Here is a 16,001-nt window from a genome sequence, read left to right as displayed (position 1 = left end):
TTACCCTCAAAGATGATCGATGTCTAACCACGAAGACGGAGTCAAGCATGGGATACCAAAAGATCCAGGTGCCAGCCAGCGGTGACAAAATCACCGTCAATGCCGATAACACACTGAACGTACCTAATAACCCCATCATTCCCTATATCGAGGGTGACGGTATCGGCGTTGACATCAGCCCGGTGATGATCAAGGTGGTGGATGCGGCTGTTCAGAAGGCCTATGGCGGTGAGCGCAAGATTGCCTGGATGGAAATCTATGCAGGCGAAAAGGCCACACAGGTCTACGACCAGGACACCTGGCTGCCGAAGGAAACCTTGGAAGCCGTTCGTGATTACGTTGTGTCCATCAAGGGCCCGCTGACTACTCCGGTTGGGGGCGGTATCCGTTCATTGAATGTTGCGCTGCGCCAAGAGCTCGACCTCTATGTCTGTCAGCGCCCGGTTCGCTGGTTTACAGGCGTGCCGAGCCCGGTGAAGAAGCCGCAAGACGTGGATATGGTGATCTTTCGTGAGAACTCCGAAGACATCTACGCCGGCGTCGAATGGAAGGCTGGATCTCCGGAAGCGGAAAAGGTCATCAAGTTTCTGACCGAGGAAATGGGCGTCAAGAAAATCCGCTTCACTGAGAACTGCGGCATCGGCGTTAAGCCGGTTTCTTTGGAAGGTACCAAGCGTCTGGTGCGCAAGGCGTTGCAGTACGCGGTCGACAATGACCGGAGCTCAGTGACCATTGTCCACAAGGGCAATATCATGAAGTTCACCGAAGGCGCCTTCAAAGAGTGGGGCTACGAAGTGGCCCGCGACGAATTCGGTGCAGAGCTGCTGGATGGCGGCCCTTGGATGCAGTTCAAGAACCCGAATACCGGCAAGAACATTGTCGTCAAAGACGCCATCGCGGACGCCATGTTGCAACAGATTCTGCTACGGCCGGCTGAGTATGACGTCATCGCTACGCTCAACCTGAACGGCGATTATCTATCCGACGCACTGGCTGCTGAGGTGGGTGGTATCGGCATTGCTCCGGGGGCAAACCTGTCGGATACCGTTGCCATGTTCGAGGCGACTCACGGCACAGCGCCGAAGTATGCCGGTCAGGACAAGGTCAACCCAGGTTCGCTGATTCTCTCTGCCGAGATGATGCTACGCCACATGGGTTGGGTGGAAGCAGCTGACCTGATTATTAAGTCCACCGAAAACGCCATTGCCGCCAAGACCGTTACCTACGACTTCGAGCGTTTGATGGACGGTGCACAGCTGATGTCCTGCTCGCAATTCGGCGATGCAATGATCAGTCACATGTAAAAGCGGGTGTACAAAAAAAGGCCGATCAGATGATCGGCCTTTTTGTTTTGTTTCATAAAAAGTCAGGCGTCTACTGTTGAAACGCCTTGGGCAACAGCAGGGGTCGTCGCTTCAGACACGACCTGCTGCGGTCTGATGTCGGTAGCGTGTAGGCCTTTCGGACCCTGCAGAATGTTGAACACGACTGCTTGCCCAGCTTTGAGAGTTCGGTAGCCTTCCATCTGGATGGCCGAGTAGTGGGCGAACAGGTCCTCATCGCCGCCGTCTGCTACGATGAACCCATAGCCTTTGGCGTTGTTGAACCACTTGACCTTACCGCTTAGCATGCTGTTATCCCTCTGCAAATGAGTCCATTACTGGAGTAACATCCATTTCATTCCGCGCTTATGCAGCCCGAGGCCTCATGTTGCGCAACCCGTTTGCCCTTGTAGGCACATACTGTTTGTATCACCGTTTTGCCGATAGTCAAGGCGACTCGTCAGCTGGCTGCGAAGCTGTCCATATTTATCTGGCCCCCGTGCCACGACCTAGAACCGTTATGCGCATGCATGCTATTGCTCAGATTCGACTAACATTCAATCAGGATCGGCCCTTAGGGGACGAGGACGATGCCACTGGCCTCGCGGTCGAGGAGGCCAAGCCTGAATTAAAGGCACCACCGATGTACAAAGTTGTCATGTTTAATGATGACTACACGCCGATGGATTTCGTCGTCGAGGTGCTGGAAGGTATTTTCAATCACAGCAGGGAGCAGGCCACCAAGATCATGCTGGCCGTTCATACCGAGGGGAAGGCGGTCTGCGGGATGTATACCCGTGACGTAGCCGAAACCAAAGCGATGCAAGTGAATCAATATGCAAGGGAGTGCCAGCACCCGCTGCTTTGTGAGATCGAGAAGGACGGTTAACTCCGACTGCTGGGGAAGAGGTGAAGCTATGTTGAACCGTGAGCTCGAAGTCACTCTGAATCTGGCTTTCAAAGAGGCACGTACCAAGCGTCATGAGTTCATGACGGTTGAACACCTCCTGTTGGCCCTACTGGACAATGAAGCGGCTGCGACCGTATTGCGAGCCTGTGGCGCGAGCCTGGACAAGCTGCGGCACGATCTGCAGGAGTTCATTGATTCCACCACTCCACTTATTCCACAGCACGATGAAGAGCGCGAAACCCAGCCTACGCTTGGGTTTCAGCGAGTTCTGCAGCGTGCAGTCTTCCACGTACAAAGCTCCGGCAAGCGTGAGGTCACCGGGGCCAATGTGCTGGTGGCGATTTTCAGCGAGCAGGAGAGCCAGGCTGTATTCCTGCTCAAACAGCAGAACGTTGCACGCATCGACGTCGTTAACTACATCGCCCACGGTATTTCAAAGGTGCCTGGCAGTGCCGGAAATCCGGAAGGCGATGCGGAGATGCAGGACGAGGATGGAGGGGAGCCGGGTGCCTCGAGTAATCCTCTGGATGCATACGCTAGCAACTTGAATGAGCTGGCGCGCCAGGGGCGGATCGACCCATTGGTCGGGCGCGAGAACGAGGTGGAGCGAGTAGCGCAGATTCTGGCGCGTCGCCGCAAAAATAACCCCCTCTTGGTTGGCGAGGCCGGTGTGGGCAAGACAGCCATTGCCGAAGGGTTGGCCAAGCGTATCGTCGACAATGAAGTGCCCGATTTGCTGGCTGACAGCGTCGTCTACTCGTTGGACCTGGGCGCGCTGCTGGCCGGTACGAAATACCGTGGTGACTTTGAAAAACGGTTCAAGGCACTACTCGGGGAGTTGCGCAAGCGGCCTCATGCAATTCTGTTCATCGACGAAATCCACACCATCATTGGCGCTGGCGCTGCGTCCGGCGGTGTAATGGATGCATCGAATCTACTCAAGCCTCTGCTTTCTTCAGGGGAGATTCGCTGCATTGGTTCTACGACGTTCCAGGAGTTTCGTGGGATCTTCGAAAAGGATCGTGCGCTCGCGCGTCGATTCCAGAAAGTTGATGTCACCGAACCGTCTGTCGAGGACACCATTGGCATTCTGCGCGGCCTCAAAGGGCGCTTCGAGCAGCACCACAACATCGAATATAGCGATGAGGCGCTTCGTGCGGCAGCCGAACTGGCGTCCCGTTACATCAATGATCGCCATATGCCCGACAAAGCTATCGATGTGATCGATGAGGCGGGTGCCTATCAGCGCCTGCAGCCGGAAGATCGTCGAGTCAAGCGCATCGAGGTAGAGCAGGTCGAGGATATCGTTGCGAAAATCGCGCGAATTCCTCCAAAGCACGTCAGCAGCTCGGACAAGGAGTTGCTGCGAAATCTCGAGCGTGACCTCAAGCTCACTGTTTTTGGGCAAGACGACGCAATCGACTCTCTTTCCACCGCAATCAAGCTTTCCCGTGCCGGACTCAAGGCGCCGGATAAACCCGTCGGCTCATTCCTCTTCGCTGGCCCTACTGGTGTTGGTAAGACTGAAGCTGCGCGGCAGCTTGCCAGGGCGCTGGGTGTGGAGCTGGTGCGCTTCGACATGTCCGAATACATGGAGCGCCACACCGTATCGAGACTGATCGGTGCGCCCCCAGGGTATGTCGGGTTTGATCAAGGCGGATTGCTCACCGAGGCGATTACCAAGCAACCGCATTGCGTGCTCCTGCTTGACGAGATTGAGAAGGCGCATCCCGAAGTCTTCAATCTGCTTCTGCAGGTTATGGACCACGGCACGCTTACGGACAACAACGGGCGTAAAGCTGACTTCCGTAATGTGATCATCATCATGACCACGAATGCAGGGGCGGAGACCGCGGCGCGCGCTTCCATTGGCTTTACCTTGCAGGATCACGCGTCTGATGCGATGGAAGTCATTAAGAAGAGCTTCACGCCGGAGTTCCGTAACCGTCTGGACACCATCATCCAGTTCGGTCGCTTGAGCCACGAGGTGATCAAGAGCATCGTCGACAAGTTCCTCATCGAACTGCAGGCGCAACTGGAAGACAAGCATGTGACGCTAGAGGTGTCGGATGCGGCCCGCGGATGGCTGGCCGAGCATGGCTATGACGCACAGATGGGCGCGCGTCCAATGGCGCGGCTGATTCAGGACAAGATCAAGCGGCCACTGGCTGAAGAGATTCTGTTCGGAGAGTTGGCTGAGCATGGCGGGGTAGTGCATATCGATATTCGTGGCGGGGAGCCGTTCTTCGAATTCGAGACTACTGCCGAGCTGGCCTGATTGTAAGTTGTAACTAGCGCCCGGCTTCGGCCGGGCGTTTTCGTTTTTGGCATTGCACCAGTGCCGTTCCCCCTGTTTGCTGCGCCAACAAAAAAGCCCGGTAAGAACCGGGCATTTTTTCTCGCAGCTCGCTTAGCGGGCGCGGTAGGTGATGCGACCCTTGCTTAGATCGTAGGGGGTCAGTTCAACGCGAACCTTGTCACCGGTAAGAATCCGGATGTAGTTCTTGCGCATCTTTCCGGAGATGTGCGCAGTAACGACGTGCCCGTTTTCCAACTCCACACGAAACATGGTGTTAGGCAGGGTGTCGACGACAGTACCTTCCATTTCGAAGCTGTCTTCTTTCGACATTCAGTAAAGTCCTCGGTGTCCAAATGAGTAACCCGGCGCATGCGTGCGCGGGCAAAAGCGGCAAGCATTGTGCCCGAAATGGGTCGATGAGCCAAGGACTTCAGCTGAGCGTAACCCAGCGCTGGTTAACCAGCAGTTCGATGGGGCGATATTCGGTCTTGTAATTCATCTTTCGGCAGTTCTTGATCCAGTAGCCGAGATAGACTGCTTTCAACCCCAAACGCGCGGCCTCACCTATCTGCCAGAGGATCGCGTAGCGCCCCAGGCTGCGGCGTTCTTCTTCAGGGTCGTAGAAGGTGTAGACCGCGGATAATCCGTTAGGCAGTACGTCGGTTACGGCCACAGCCAGCAGCCGCCCGTTCAGGCGGAACTCATAGAACCGTGAGAACGGCAGGTCGCGTACCAGGAAGGTGTTGAACTGGTCTCGGCTGGGCGGATACATGTCGCCATCGGCGTGGCGCTTATCGATATAAGTGGCGTAAAGGGTGTAAAGCTCTTCACTGAAAGCTGGGCGGACGCTATGAACCTGCAAGTCGGCGTTGCGCTTCAGGATTCGCTTCTGTTGACGGCTCAGGTCTGGTGCGCTTACCGGGATACGCGCCGGAATGCAGGCGGAACAGCGCTGGCAGTGGGGGCGGTATAGGTGATCGCCACTGCGCCGAAATCCCATCTCCGAAAGCTCCGCATACACCTGCACGTCCATCGGCTGGCTTGGATCGAGGAACAGTGTGGTGGCCTGTTCATCGGGCAGGTAGCTGCACGCATGGGGCTGAGTGGCGTAGAACTTGAGGCGAGCCAGTGAAGTCATGGTCAACTCTCAGAAATCATGAACTCAGTGTAGGTCAGCTTATGATGGCCGACTAGGCGCGCCAGTCTGCTGTGCTGGGGCAATCCAGGTACGCGGCGAGTGCGTCCGCAAACGCCTCTCGCGTGATGCTGCGAGCGCCGAAACTCTCCAGATGCCGCGTGGGCATCTGGCAGTCGATCAAAGCGAACTCCCACTCACGCAGTCGTTCCACCAAGGTGACGAACCCGACTTTGGATGCATCGGTTGCGCGACTGAACATCGACTCGCCAAAAAATAGCTTACCGATGGCCAGTCCGTAGAGTCCTCCGACGAGTTGTTCGTCGCGCCAAACCTCCACCGAGTGCGCCAAGCCTATTTCGTGAAGCCTGATATAGGCCTGCTGCATTGGTGTGGTGATCCAGGTACCTTCGGCATAACTGCGAGGGTCGGCACAGCCTTGAATGACATCGCTGAATGCTCGATCAAGTGTGACCTCGTAGTCCCCCTGGCGGATACGTTTGCGTAGGCTGCGGGAGACGTGTAGTTCGTGCGGATAGAGGACGGTACGTGGGTCGGGCGACCACCATAGCAATGGCTGCCCATCCTGATACCAGGGGAAGCAGCCATGGCGATAGGCAGCCACTAGCCGCTCGGCGCTCAGGTCGCCTCCGGCCGCCAGTAGGCCGTTGGGTTCACGCAGAGCCGTTTCGAGAGGGGGGAAAGTAAGGTCGTCGCGCTTAAGCCAAGTCAGCATATCGCCACGCTGGTAGGGGAGGGCGGGCCGTAGCCCGCCGCATGATCAGTTGTCGAGGTATTTTTCGGCGTCCAGCGCCGCCATGCAGCCAGCACCGGCAGAGGTAATTGCCTGCCGATAGACGTGGTCGGCCACGTCGCCGGCTGCGAAGACTCCCGCAATGCTGGTGCAGGTCGCGTCGCCTTCTCCGCCGCCTCTGATCTTCAGGTAACCATCCTTCATTTCCAGCTGGCCTTGAAACAAGTCGGTGTTCGGTTTGTGGCCGATGGCGATGAATACGCCAGCGAGGTCGAGTTTGTTCTCTTCGCCGGTAAGCGTGCTCTTCAGTCGAACGCCGGTCACGCCGCTCGCGTCACCAAGCACCTCCTCGAGCGTGTGGTTCCAGTGCAGACGGATATTGCCGTTGGTCGCCTTATCCATGATCTTGTCCTGCAGGATCTTCTCCGACCGCAGTTTGTCGCGGCGGTGGATCAGATGGACTTCCTTGGCGATGTTGGACAGGTAAAGGGCTTCCTCGACCGCGGTATTGCCGCCGCCGATCACGGCGACGACCTGGTTGCGGTAGAAGAATCCGTCACAGGTAGCGCAGGCGGAGACGCCGCGGCCGGCGAACGCCTCTTCCGAAGGCAGGCCGAGATACTGCGCGGAAGCACCGGTGGCAATGATCAGGGCATCGCAGGTATAGACGGCGCTATCCCCTCGAAGGGTGAACGGACGCTGCTGCAACTCTGCGGTATGGATGTGATCGAAGACGATCTCGGTGTCGAAGCGTTCGGCGTGCTTCTGCATGCGGACCATCAGGTCCGGGCCGGTCAGACCTTCGACATCGCCGGGCCAGTTATCTACTTCGGTTGTGGTGGTCAGTTGGCCGCCTGGCTGGATGCCAGTGATCATCAATGGCTTCAAATTGGCGCGGGCAGCGTATACCGCAGCGGTATAACCGGCCGGGCCTGAGCCGAGGATGATCAGACGCGAATGCTTGACTTCACTCATAAAAAGCCCTCATAAGCCTTTGTTGCAAATAGAGAAGCGTGCTCCAGTCGAGCCGCGCCGGGAAATCGGGCGTTTATGCTACACCGAAGCATTGGCAAAAGCCCAAGCCGCCGCGGAACCCGCATGCCATCGAATCGACAAACCCGTACAATGCCAGGGTTCTGGCTGACTACGGTTCATCGCGCCGCAGGCGCAGGAAAGAAAGCGTTTTGAAGAATTCCTCATCTCCCGCGCCGGCAACTGTCTGGCGACAACAACTGCACTATCGCCTCAAGGAAGGCGCGTTGATTGCGCTCGGTGCGCTCTGCGTCTATCTGTGGATGGCTCTGCTGACCTACGATCCGGGCGACCCCGGCTGGACGCATACGAGTAATGTCGATCAGGTCCGCAATGCTGCGGGGCGCGCTGGCGCCTGGTTTGCCGACGTTCTGTTCATGGCGCTCGGTTATTTCGCTTACCTGTTCCCGCTGTTGCTGGGCGTCAAAACCTGGCAGGTGTTTCGCGCGCGGCATCAGGCCTGGGCGTGGAACGGTTGGCTGTTTTCCTGGCGCTTGATCGGGCTGGTGTTCCTGATCCTGTCCGGCTCGGCTTTGGCGTACATCCATTTCCAGTCTGCCGCCGGTCTGCCCGCTTCGGCCGGTGGTGCGCTCGGTGAAAGTCTCGGGCAGTTAGCCGTACTTTCGCTCAACGTGCAGGGCAGTACCCTGGCGCTGTTGGCGTTCTTCCTGTTTGGCTTGACCGTTTTTACGGACTTGTCCTGGTTCAAGGTGATGGATATCACCGGCAAGATCACGCTCGATCTGATAGAACTCATCCAAAGCGTCTTCAGCCGCTGGTGGAATGCCCGGGCGGAGCGCAAGCAGATGGTTGCCCAGCTCCGTGAAGTGGACGACGTGGTAAGTGAGGTGGCAGCGCCCATGGTGCGTGACCGTCGTGAGCAGGCCAAGGTCAAGGAGCGCATCATCGAGCGCGATGAATCCCTGGCCAAGCACATGAGCGAACGTGACAAGCGTGTGGCGCCGGTTATCGCGCCGCCTGCTCCGCCCAAGGCGGCCGAGCCGAGCAAGCGTGTGCTCAAAGAGAAGCAGGCTACGCTGTTCGTCGATCCGCTGATCGAGGGCAGCCTTCCTCCGATTTCCTTGCTCGATGCCGCGGAAAAGCAGCAAAAGCAATACTCGCCGGAATCGTTGGAGGCAATGTCGCGGCTACTGGAGATCAAGCTCAAGGAGTTTGGCGTCGAGGTCATCGTCGAGTCCGTTCATCCAGGCCCAGTCATTACCCGGTTTGAGATCCAGCCCGCGGCAGGCGTCAAGGTCAGCCGCATTTCCAATCTGGCGAAGGATCTTGCGCGCTCCTTGGCGGTGATCAGTGTACGTGTGGTCGAAGTCATTCCGGGCAAGACCACCGTAGGTATCGAGATTCCCAACGAGGATCGCCAGATCGTGCGCTTCTCCGAGGTCCTTTCTTCTGCGCCTTATGACGACGCCAAATCGCCGGTCACCATTGCTCTGGGCCACGATATCGGCGGCAAGCCGGTTATCGCCGACCTCGCGAAGATGCCGCACCTGCTGGTGGCCGGTACGACCGGCTCCGGTAAGTCGGTGGGCGTCAACGCGATGATTCTTTCGATCCTGTTCAAGTCCACGCCAGAAGAGGCGCGGCTTATCATGATCGACCCGAAGATGCTCGAGCTGTCGATCTACGAAGGTATTCCGCACCTGCTCTGCCCGGTCGTTACCGACATGAAAGAGGCCGCCAACGCCCTGCGTTGGAGCGTCGCCGAGATGGAGCGCCGTTACAAACTGATGGCGGCGATGGGCGTGCGTAACCTCGCGGGCTTCAATCGCAAGGTCAAGGACGCCGAAGAAGCCGGCACACCGCTGACCGATCCGCTGTTCCGTCGCGAAAGCATGGACGACCAACCGCCACCGCTGAAGACGCTGCCGACCATCGTTGTGGTGGTGGACGAATTTGCCGACATGATGATGATCGTCGGCAAGAAGGTCGAAGAGCTGATCGCCCGTATCGCGCAGAAAGCGCGCGCGGCCGGCATCCACCTGATCCTCGCCACGCAGCGCCCGTCGGTGGACGTGATTACCGGCCTGATCAAGGCCAACATCCCTACCCGTATGGCGTTCCAGGTATCGAGCAAAATCGATTCGCGCACCATCCTCGATCAAGGTGGTGCCGAACAATTGCTTGGTCACGGCGACATGCTCTATCTGCCGCCGGGTACCGGTTTGCCGATTCGTGTACACGGCGCCTTCGTTTCCGACGAAGAGGTACATCGAGTGGTTGAGGCCTGGAAGGCCCGGGGCGCACCCGACTACATTGAGGAGATCCTTGTCGGCGTGGAAGACTCCGGCAGTGGTTTCGATGGCGGCAGTGGCGAAGGCAGCGGGGAAGGCAGTGAAGAAGATCCGCTGTACGACGAGGCCGTGCGCTTCGTCACTGAAAGCCGTCGTGCATCGATTTCCGCCGTGCAGCGCAAGCTGAAGATTGGCTACAACCGTGCCGCGCGGATGATCGAGGCCATGGAAATGGCCGGCGTGGTGACATCCATGAATACCAATGGCTCGCGCGAAGTCATCGCGCCGCCGCCTATGCGCGATTGAATCGCTTCGAGGGCTAAATGCAATTGATCCGTTTGCTGTGTGCATCTGTCCTGATGGTCGCCCTGGCCCCGGCTCACGCCGACCAGGCTGCGTCTACCCAACGACTGACTGGCTTGCTCAATCAGGCCGAAACCCTGACCGGCCGCTTCTCGCAGCTTTCGCTTGATGGCGGCGGTACTCAGCTGCAAGAAACCTCCGGTGAGCTTGCGCTCAAGCGCCCTGGACAGTTCCGCTGGCACACCGACGCGCCGATGGAGCAGCTGCTGGTCTCCAACGGCAAGAAAGTCTGGCTGTATGACCCGGATCTCGAGCAGGTCACCATCCAAGAGCTCGACCAGCGCCTGACCCACACTCCGGCGCTGCTGCTGTCCGGCGACGTTTCCACCATCAGCGAGAACTTCGAGGTTTCCCACAAGGAGGCCGGTGAGGTCGTGGACTTCACGCTCAAGCCTAAAGCCAAGGACACGCTTTTCGATAACCTGCGTCTGTCATTTCGCAACGGAGTGATCAATGACATGCAACTGATCGACAGCGTCGGTCAGCGCACCAACATCCTCTTCATGGGCGTGAAGATGAATCAGCCGCTCAAGGCCGATCTGTTCACCTTCGACATTCCAGAGGGTGCCGATGTCATTTCCGAGTGACCGTCATCCGACATTCGTATCAGGTGGCCTGCGCAGCTGCGGGCCGCTGCAATCGAGGTAACCGTCCGCAATGGACCTGTTCAACCGCGAACCTGTCGCCCAGCCCCTTGCCGCGCGTCTACGTGCGTCCAGCCTCGACGAGTACGTCGGGCAGGACCACTTGCTCGCTCGCGGCAAGCCTTTGCGTGAGGCGCTAGAGCAGGGCGCGCTGCATTCGATGGTGTTCTGGGGGCCGCCCGGGGTCGGCAAGACCACCTTGGCGCGGCTTCTGGCCAAGGTTTCCGATGCCCATTTCGAGACGGTTTCCGCTGTGCTCGCCGGGGTCAAAGAGATTCGTCAGGCGGTAGAAATAGCCAAACAGCAGGCGGCGCAATATGGCCGACGTACCATCCTGTTCGTCGATGAAGTGCATCGCTTCAACAAGTCCCAGCAGGACGCCTTCCTGCCTTACGTCGAAGACGGCACGCTGATCTTCATCGGCGCGACCACCGAGAATCCCTCCTTCGAACTCAACAACGCCTTGCTCTCACGTGCCCGCGTCTATGTGCTGAAAAGCCTCGACGAAGCGGCCTTGCGCAAGCTCGTCGCGCGCGCGCTAAGTGATCCAAAAGGGCTGGGTGACTTGCATCTGGAGCTGCCGGAAGAGAGCTTCCAGATGCTGCTGGCCGCGGCCGACGGCGATGGCCGTCGGTTGCTCAACCTGCTGGAGAACGCATCGGATCTGGCCGAGGAGGGCGGTAGCATCAGTACCGACCTGCTCCAAGATCTGCTGGGCGACAGTCGACGACGTTTCGACAAGGGCGGCGAAGCGTTCTACGACCAGATTTCCGCCCTGCATAAGTCGGTACGTGGTTCCAATCCGGATGCGGCACTGTACTGGTTCGCGCGTATGCTCGATGGCGGCTGCGATCCTCTGTATATCGCCCGGCGCGTCGTGCGCATGGCCAGCGAGGAAATCGGCAATGCCGACCCGCGCGCGCTACCTCTATGTCTGAATGCATGGGACGTGCAGGAGCGCCTAGGCAGCCCGGAAGGCGAGCTGGCCGTAGCGCAGGCCATCGTCTATCTCGCCTGCGCGCCGAAAAGCAACGCTGTCTATACCGCGTTCAAAGCAGCCATGCGCGACGTTGCAGAGAGTGGCTCGCAGGAGGTGCCGCTGCATCTGCGCAATGCGCCGACCAAGTTGATGAAAGAGCTCGGTTACGGCAACGAGTACCGCTACGCCCATGACGAGCCGGATGCTTATGCTGCCGGTGAGGATTACTTCCCTGAAGCCATGCAGCCGCGCCGCTACTACCAGCCCGTGCCTCGTGGGCTGGAAAGCAAAATCCGCGACAAGCTGGAACACCTCGCCAGGCTTGATCGCGAAAGCCCGAAACAACGGAGAAAAGGATGATCCGTATGGCCTTGGCCGTCGCGTGCGGCGGTGTGATCGGTACACTGTTGCGTTTTGCTGTCGCCACCTGGGTCAGCGCTCAGTGGCCTCGGCATTTTTATCTGGCCACAGTGGCCGTAAACCTGCTTGGTTGCCTACTGATCGGCTATCTCTACGCGACCTTTCTCGCGCGGCCAGACATTTCCCCAGAGTTGCGCGGCGCATTGATCATCGGTTTTCTCGGCGCACTGACGACTTTCTCCAGCTTCTCGCTGGATGCGCTGCGGCTGCTGGAGAGCGGCCAGCTGGCGACCGCTTTCGTTTACGTCGGCGGCAGCGTACTCGGCGGGTTGCTGGCAGCCTGGGGCGGTCTCACGCTCGCGAGGTTATGAACCGGCGCCCGTTCACAGTAAACTTCGCTCCCTGTTCGCCCTTCATCCAAGCTTTCACAGACGAGACCCACCATGCTTGATTCGAAACTGGTACGCACTCAGCTACAGGACGTGGCGGCCCGCCTGGCCACCCGTGGCTACCAGCTGGACGTGGCGCGCATCGAGGCGCTGGAAGCTCAGCGCAAGACCGTGCAGACCCGCACCGAACAACTTCAGGCAGAGCGCAACGCGCGCTCCAAGTCCATCGGCCAGGCCAAGCAGCGTGGTGAGGACATCGCGCCATTGCTCGCCGACGTGGATCGCATGGGCTCGGAACTCGAATCCGGCAAACAGGAGCTGGACCGCATCCAGACCGAACTCGACCAGCTGATGCTGAGCATTCCCAACATGCCGCACGAGTCTGTGCCGGTCGGGGCGGATGAGGATGAGAACGTTGAGGTTCGCCGCTGGGGCACGCCGAAGACCTTTGAATTCGCCGTTCAGGACCATGTCGCCTTGGGCGAACAGCATGGTTGGCTGGACTTCGAGACCGCTGCCAAGCTGTCCGGCGCCCGCTTCGCGCTGATGCGCGGCCCGATCGCACGCCTGCATCGCGCGCTGGCACAGTTCATGATCGACCTGCACACACGCGAGCATGGCTATGAAGAGGCCTACACGCCGTATCTGGTACAGGCGCCCGCGCTGCAGGGTACCGGCCAGCTGCCGAAGTTCGAGGAAGATCTGTTCAAGATCAGCCGCGAGGGCGAAGCCGATTTCTACCTGATTCCGACCGCGGAGGTTTCGCTGACCAACATCGTTGCCGGCGAGATTCTCGATGCCAAACAGTTGCCGCTTAAGTTTGTCGCCCATACGCCGTGCTTTCGTAGCGAGGCCGGTGCGTCAGGCCGCGATACCCGCGGCATGATCCGCCAGCACCAGTTCGACAAGGTCGAGATGGTGCAGATCGTCGAGCCGTCCAAGTCTTTCGAGGCGCTGGAGGAGCTGACCGGTAATGCCGAGAAGGTACTGCAGCTGCTGGAGTTGCCTTACCGCGTGCTGTCGTTGTGCACCGGTGACATGGGCTTCGGCGCGACCAAGACCTATGACCTGGAAGTCTGGGTGCCGAGCCAGGACAAATACCGCGAGATTTCCTCCTGCTCAAACTGCGGCGATTTCCAGGCGCGGCGCATGCAGGCGCGTTATCGCAACCCGGAAACCGGCAAGCCGGAACTGGTGCACACGCTCAACGGTTCGGGCCTGGCAGTCGGGCGTACATTGGTCGCTGTGTTGGAAAACTACCAGCAGGCCGACGGTAGCGTAGTTGTGCCGGAAGTACTGAAGCCATACATGGGCGGAATCGAAGTCATCGGCTGAGGTTGCGTCGCGCTGCGTCACCGCGGTCCTGGTATCAGACCGGATCCTTGATATTCGACAAGGGGCATCACGGCCGTAATGGCTGTGATGCCTATACCTCCAACACCCTCCAGGATTCGCCCATGGAATACCTTCCGCTGTTCCACAACCTCAAAGGCCGTACGGTGCTGATCGTCGGTGGCGGCGAGATTGCCTTGCGCAAGGCTCGCTTGCTCAGCGAAGCCGGCGCGCGGCTGCGAGTGGTGGCGCCAAGCATTGAGGCGCAACTGGCCGAGCTGGTGATGGCGGGGGGAGGCGAATGCCTCGATCGCGGTTATGAACCGCAGGACATGCGCGGCTGTGTGCTGGCTATCGCCGCCACCGATGACGAGCCGCTGAACGCCTCGGTGTCGCAACATGCAAATGCGCTGGGCATGCCGGTCAACGTGGTCGATTCGCCAGACCTGTGCAGTGTAATTTTCCCTGCGATCGTCGATCGCTCGCCGTTGGTGATTGCCGTGTCCAGCGGGGGCGATGCGCCTGTACTGGCGCGGCTGATCCGTGCTCGTATCGAGACGTGGATTCCTGCGGCCTACGGGCAATTGGCGGGGCTGGCCAAACAATTTCGCGCGCAGGTCAAAGCCAAGTTTGCTGATGTGCAGCAGCGGCGAGTGTTCTGGGAGGAAACATTCCAGGGCTCTATCGCCGAACAGGCCCTGGCTGGACGTACTGCTGAGGCCGAACGCCTGCTTGCCGAAAAGCTTGCAGGTGCCGCGCCCCGCGCTCTAGGTGAGGTCTATCTGGTTGGCGCCGGTCCAGGCGATCCGGATCTGCTGACGTTCCGTGCCTTGCGCCTCATGCAGCAGGCCGATGTCGTGCTCTACGACCGTTTGGTTGCGCCGGCAATCATCGACCTGTGTCGCCGCGACGCCGACCGCATCTACGTTGGCAAGCAGCGCTCGGAACACGCCGTGCCGCAGGATCAGATCAACCAGAAGCTGGTTGCCCTGGCGAAGGAAGGTAAGCGCGTGCTGCGTCTCAAGGGCGGCGATCCGTTCATCTTCGGTCGCGGCGGCGAGGAAATCGAAGAGCTGGCAGCACACGGTGTACCGTTTCAGGTAGTGCCGGGCATCACCGCTGCCAGCGGCTGCGCGGCCTATGCGGGTATCCCCCTGACCCATCGTGACCACGCCCAGTCGGTGCGCTTCGTTACTGGCCACCTCAAGGATGGAAGCTGTGACCTGCCTTGGGCTGAACTGGCGGCGCCGGGCCAGACGCTGGTGTTCTATATGGGATTGGTGGGGCTGCCGGTGATCTGCCAGCAGCTGATTGCCCATGGCCGTTCGGCGGATACGCCGGCCGCGCTGGTACAGCAGGGCACCACGAGCAATCAGCGCGTGTTCACGGGCACGCTGGCTACGCTTGCAAAGCTGATTGCGCACAAAGAGGTGCAGGCACCGACACTGCTCATCGTCGGTGATGTTGTGAAGCTGCGGGATAAGCTCGCCTGGTTCGAAGGCGCCCAAGCGAGCGTGTAGACCGAGCGCTCGCGTGCAGCCTGCGCCGTGTTGTCAGCGGCGCAGATAGGCGGTGAAATCGATATCGCCGGCAGAAAGGATCGCCTGAACGCGGTTGTGCACGTTGAGCTTGCGCAGGATCGCCGAGACATGCGCCTTTACGGTGGTTTCAGCGATATCGAGGTTGTAGGCGATCTGCTTATTGGATTCACCCTTGGTCATGCGCTCTAGCACCAGCAGTTGCTTGCGGGTCAAAGCCTGCAACAGCTCCGGCGGAATCGACGGCTCGCTATGGTAGGAGTGACGGCTGGTGGGCTTCTGGCTACGAATGATGTCCGAGGGCAAGTAGACGTTGCCGTTGAGGATCTGCTCGATCGCGTCGGTCATCTGTGCCCGCGGCGAGGATTTGGTGATGAAACCGACGGCGCCATAGGTGATTGCCTGCAGCACGATCTGCTTGTCCTGCTCGGCGGAGACGATTACCACGGGGATGGTGGGTGCTTCGTTGCGCAGGTTGATCAGGCCATTGAGCCCGTGCATGCCGGGCATGTTCAGGTCCAGCAGCACCAGATCGAGATCATCATGTTCCAGCGTCAGTGCCAGCGCGCTGTCGAGGTCGGCAGTTTCGAGGATTTCGCTGTCGGGAAAGCCGTCGCGAATGACGTTATGGATGGCTTCACGAAACAGCGGATGGTCATCCGCAATCAGTATCTTGTACAAGGCCGGTCACC

At 59.2% G+C, this 16,001-nt stretch carries 15 protein-coding genes; 9 read left to right on the top strand and 6 right to left on the bottom strand.

The window, feature by feature from the left end:
• The first annotated feature begins 47 nt into the window (after window positions 1–47).
• Window positions 48–1,304, top strand: a complete 1,257-nt coding sequence (gene icd, locus AAEZ08_RS02995; RefSeq protein ID WP_058064543.1) for an NADP-dependent isocitrate dehydrogenase — start codon at window positions 48–50, stop codon at window positions 1,302–1,304.
• Between the two features lie 62 nt (window positions 1,305–1,366).
• On the opposite strand, the gene cspD is transcribed toward icd, so the two are convergent.
• The gene (gene cspD / locus AAEZ08_RS02990) at window positions 1,367–1,630 is read right to left on the bottom strand and encodes a cold shock domain-containing protein CspD (RefSeq protein ID WP_003282530.1); all 264 of its coding nucleotides are present in this window, start codon (window positions 1,628–1,630) and stop codon (window positions 1,367–1,369) included.
• A 218-nt stretch (window positions 1,631–1,848) separates the two neighbouring features.
• Between cspD and clpS the strand changes: the two genes are divergently transcribed.
• Window positions 1,849–2,211, top strand: a complete 363-nt coding sequence (gene clpS, locus AAEZ08_RS02985) for an ATP-dependent Clp protease adapter ClpS (RefSeq protein ID WP_058064553.1) — start codon at window positions 1,849–1,851, stop codon at window positions 2,209–2,211.
• A 28-nt stretch (window positions 2,212–2,239) separates the two neighbouring features.
• Entirely contained in the window at window positions 2,240–4,510 is a 2,271-nt protein-coding gene (gene clpA / locus AAEZ08_RS02980) for an ATP-dependent Clp protease ATP-binding subunit ClpA (protein WP_058064542.1), read from the top strand.
• Window positions 4,511–4,642: 132 nt separating this feature from the next.
• Here the strand turns inward: clpA and infA are convergent, their stop codons facing one another.
• The 4 genes from infA to trxB form a co-directional block, all read right to left on the bottom strand.
• The gene (gene infA, locus AAEZ08_RS02975) at window positions 4,643–4,861 is read right to left on the bottom strand and encodes a translation initiation factor IF-1 (protein ID WP_002553999.1); all 219 of its coding nucleotides are present in this window, start codon (window positions 4,859–4,861) and stop codon (window positions 4,643–4,645) included.
• 100 nt (window positions 4,862–4,961) lie between these two features.
• Window positions 4,962–5,669 carry an arginyltransferase gene (locus AAEZ08_RS02970; RefSeq protein WP_500123678.1) on the bottom strand — a complete coding sequence of 236 codons (708 nt, stop codon included), beginning with the start codon at window positions 5,667–5,669 and terminating at the stop codon, window positions 4,962–4,964.
• 52 nt (window positions 5,670–5,721) lie between these two features.
• Entirely contained in the window at window positions 5,722–6,402 is a 681-nt protein-coding gene (gene aat, locus AAEZ08_RS02965; protein ID WP_500123677.1) for a leucyl/phenylalanyl-tRNA--protein transferase, read from the bottom strand.
• Window positions 6,403–6,447: 45 nt separating this feature from the next.
• Window positions 6,448–7,395 carry a thioredoxin-disulfide reductase gene (gene trxB / locus AAEZ08_RS02960; RefSeq protein WP_003282535.1) on the bottom strand — a complete coding sequence of 316 codons (948 nt, stop codon included), beginning with the start codon at window positions 7,393–7,395 and terminating at the stop codon, window positions 6,448–6,450.
• Window positions 7,396–7,556: 161 nt separating this feature from the next.
• Here trxB and ftsK point away from each other — a divergent pair, with 161 nt between their 5' ends.
• From ftsK to cysG, 6 genes are all read left to right on the top strand, one after another.
• On the top strand, window positions 7,557–10,010 hold the full coding sequence (ftsK, locus tag AAEZ08_RS02955; protein WP_177333388.1) for a DNA translocase FtsK: 2,454 nt from the start codon (window positions 7,557–7,559) through the stop codon (window positions 10,008–10,010).
• A gap of 17 nt (window positions 10,011–10,027) precedes the next feature.
• A complete protein-coding gene (lolA, locus tag AAEZ08_RS02950) occupies window positions 10,028–10,654 on the top strand; it encodes an outer membrane lipoprotein periplasmic chaperone LolA (protein ID WP_058064539.1) in 627 nt (208 codons plus the stop codon).
• Between the two features lie 70 nt (window positions 10,655–10,724).
• Window positions 10,725–12,050, top strand: a complete 1,326-nt coding sequence (locus tag AAEZ08_RS02945) for a replication-associated recombination protein A (RefSeq protein ID WP_003282538.1) — start codon at window positions 10,725–10,727, stop codon at window positions 12,048–12,050.
• Window positions 12,047–12,421, top strand: a complete 375-nt coding sequence (crcB, locus tag AAEZ08_RS02940; protein ID WP_036991366.1) for a fluoride efflux transporter CrcB — start codon at window positions 12,047–12,049, stop codon at window positions 12,419–12,421. The genes AAEZ08_RS02945 and crcB overlap by 4 nt, the downstream gene beginning before the upstream one ends.
• A 72-nt stretch (window positions 12,422–12,493) precedes the next feature.
• Entirely contained in the window at window positions 12,494–13,774 is a 1,281-nt protein-coding gene (gene serS, locus AAEZ08_RS02935) for a serine--tRNA ligase (RefSeq protein WP_003282540.1), read from the top strand.
• Window positions 13,775–13,896: 122 nt separating this feature from the next.
• Complete coding sequence (gene cysG / locus AAEZ08_RS02930) at window positions 13,897–15,291, top strand: siroheme synthase CysG (protein WP_500123676.1); 1,395 nt, start codon at window positions 13,897–13,899, stop codon at window positions 15,289–15,291.
• A 33-nt stretch (window positions 15,292–15,324) separates the two neighbouring features.
• Here the strand turns inward: cysG and AAEZ08_RS02925 are convergent, their stop codons facing one another.
• Complete coding sequence (locus tag AAEZ08_RS02925; RefSeq protein WP_003282542.1) at window positions 15,325–15,990, bottom strand: response regulator transcription factor; 666 nt, start codon at window positions 15,988–15,990, stop codon at window positions 15,325–15,327.
• Between the last annotated feature and the right edge of the window lie 11 nt (window positions 15,991–16,001).

It is taken from the genome of Pseudomonas sp. E45-MNA-CIBAN-0222 (assembly GCF_040310405.1).
GTDB lineage: Bacteria > Pseudomonadota > Gammaproteobacteria > Pseudomonadales > Pseudomonadaceae > Stutzerimonas > Stutzerimonas stutzeri_AC.
Note: the sequence above shows the minus strand (reverse complement) of the source record. Positions and strands in the feature narration are given on the sequence as shown.

Bases quoted from the DNA above. Each gene is read 5' to 3' on its own strand.
- lolA (WP_058064539.1), top strand. From the start codon at position 10,028: ATGCAATTGATCCGTTTGCTGTGTGCATCTGTCCTGATGGTCGCCCTG.
- AAEZ08_RS02970 (WP_500123678.1), bottom strand. From the start codon at position 5,669: ATGACTTCACTGGCTCGCCTCAAGTTCTACGCCACTCAGCCCCATGCG.
- crcB (WP_036991366.1), top strand. From the start codon at position 12,047: ATGATCCGTATGGCCTTGGCCGTCGCGTGCGGCGGTGTGATCGGTACA.
- clpS (WP_058064553.1), top strand. From the start codon at position 1,849: ATGCATGCTATTGCTCAGATTCGACTAACATTCAATCAGGATCGGCCC.
- cysG (WP_500123676.1), top strand. From the start codon at position 13,897: ATGGAATACCTTCCGCTGTTCCACAACCTCAAAGGCCGTACGGTGCTG.
- AAEZ08_RS02945 (WP_003282538.1), top strand. From the start codon at position 10,725: ATGGACCTGTTCAACCGCGAACCTGTCGCCCAGCCCCTTGCCGCGCGT.
- cspD (WP_003282530.1), bottom strand. From the start codon at position 1,630: ATGCTAAGCGGTAAGGTCAAGTGGTTCAACAACGCCAAAGGCTATGGG.
- clpA (WP_058064542.1), top strand. From the start codon at position 2,240: ATGTTGAACCGTGAGCTCGAAGTCACTCTGAATCTGGCTTTCAAAGAG.
- aat (WP_500123677.1), bottom strand. From the start codon at position 6,402: ATGCTGACTTGGCTTAAGCGCGACGACCTTACTTTCCCCCCTCTCGAA.
- trxB (WP_003282535.1), bottom strand. From the start codon at position 7,395: ATGAGTGAAGTCAAGCATTCGCGTCTGATCATCCTCGGCTCAGGCCCG.
- serS (WP_003282540.1), top strand. From the start codon at position 12,494: ATGCTTGATTCGAAACTGGTACGCACTCAGCTACAGGACGTGGCGGCC.
- icd (WP_058064543.1), top strand. From the start codon at position 48: ATGGGATACCAAAAGATCCAGGTGCCAGCCAGCGGTGACAAAATCACC.
- infA (WP_002553999.1), bottom strand. From the start codon at position 4,861: ATGTCGAAAGAAGACAGCTTCGAAATGGAAGGTACTGTCGTCGACACC.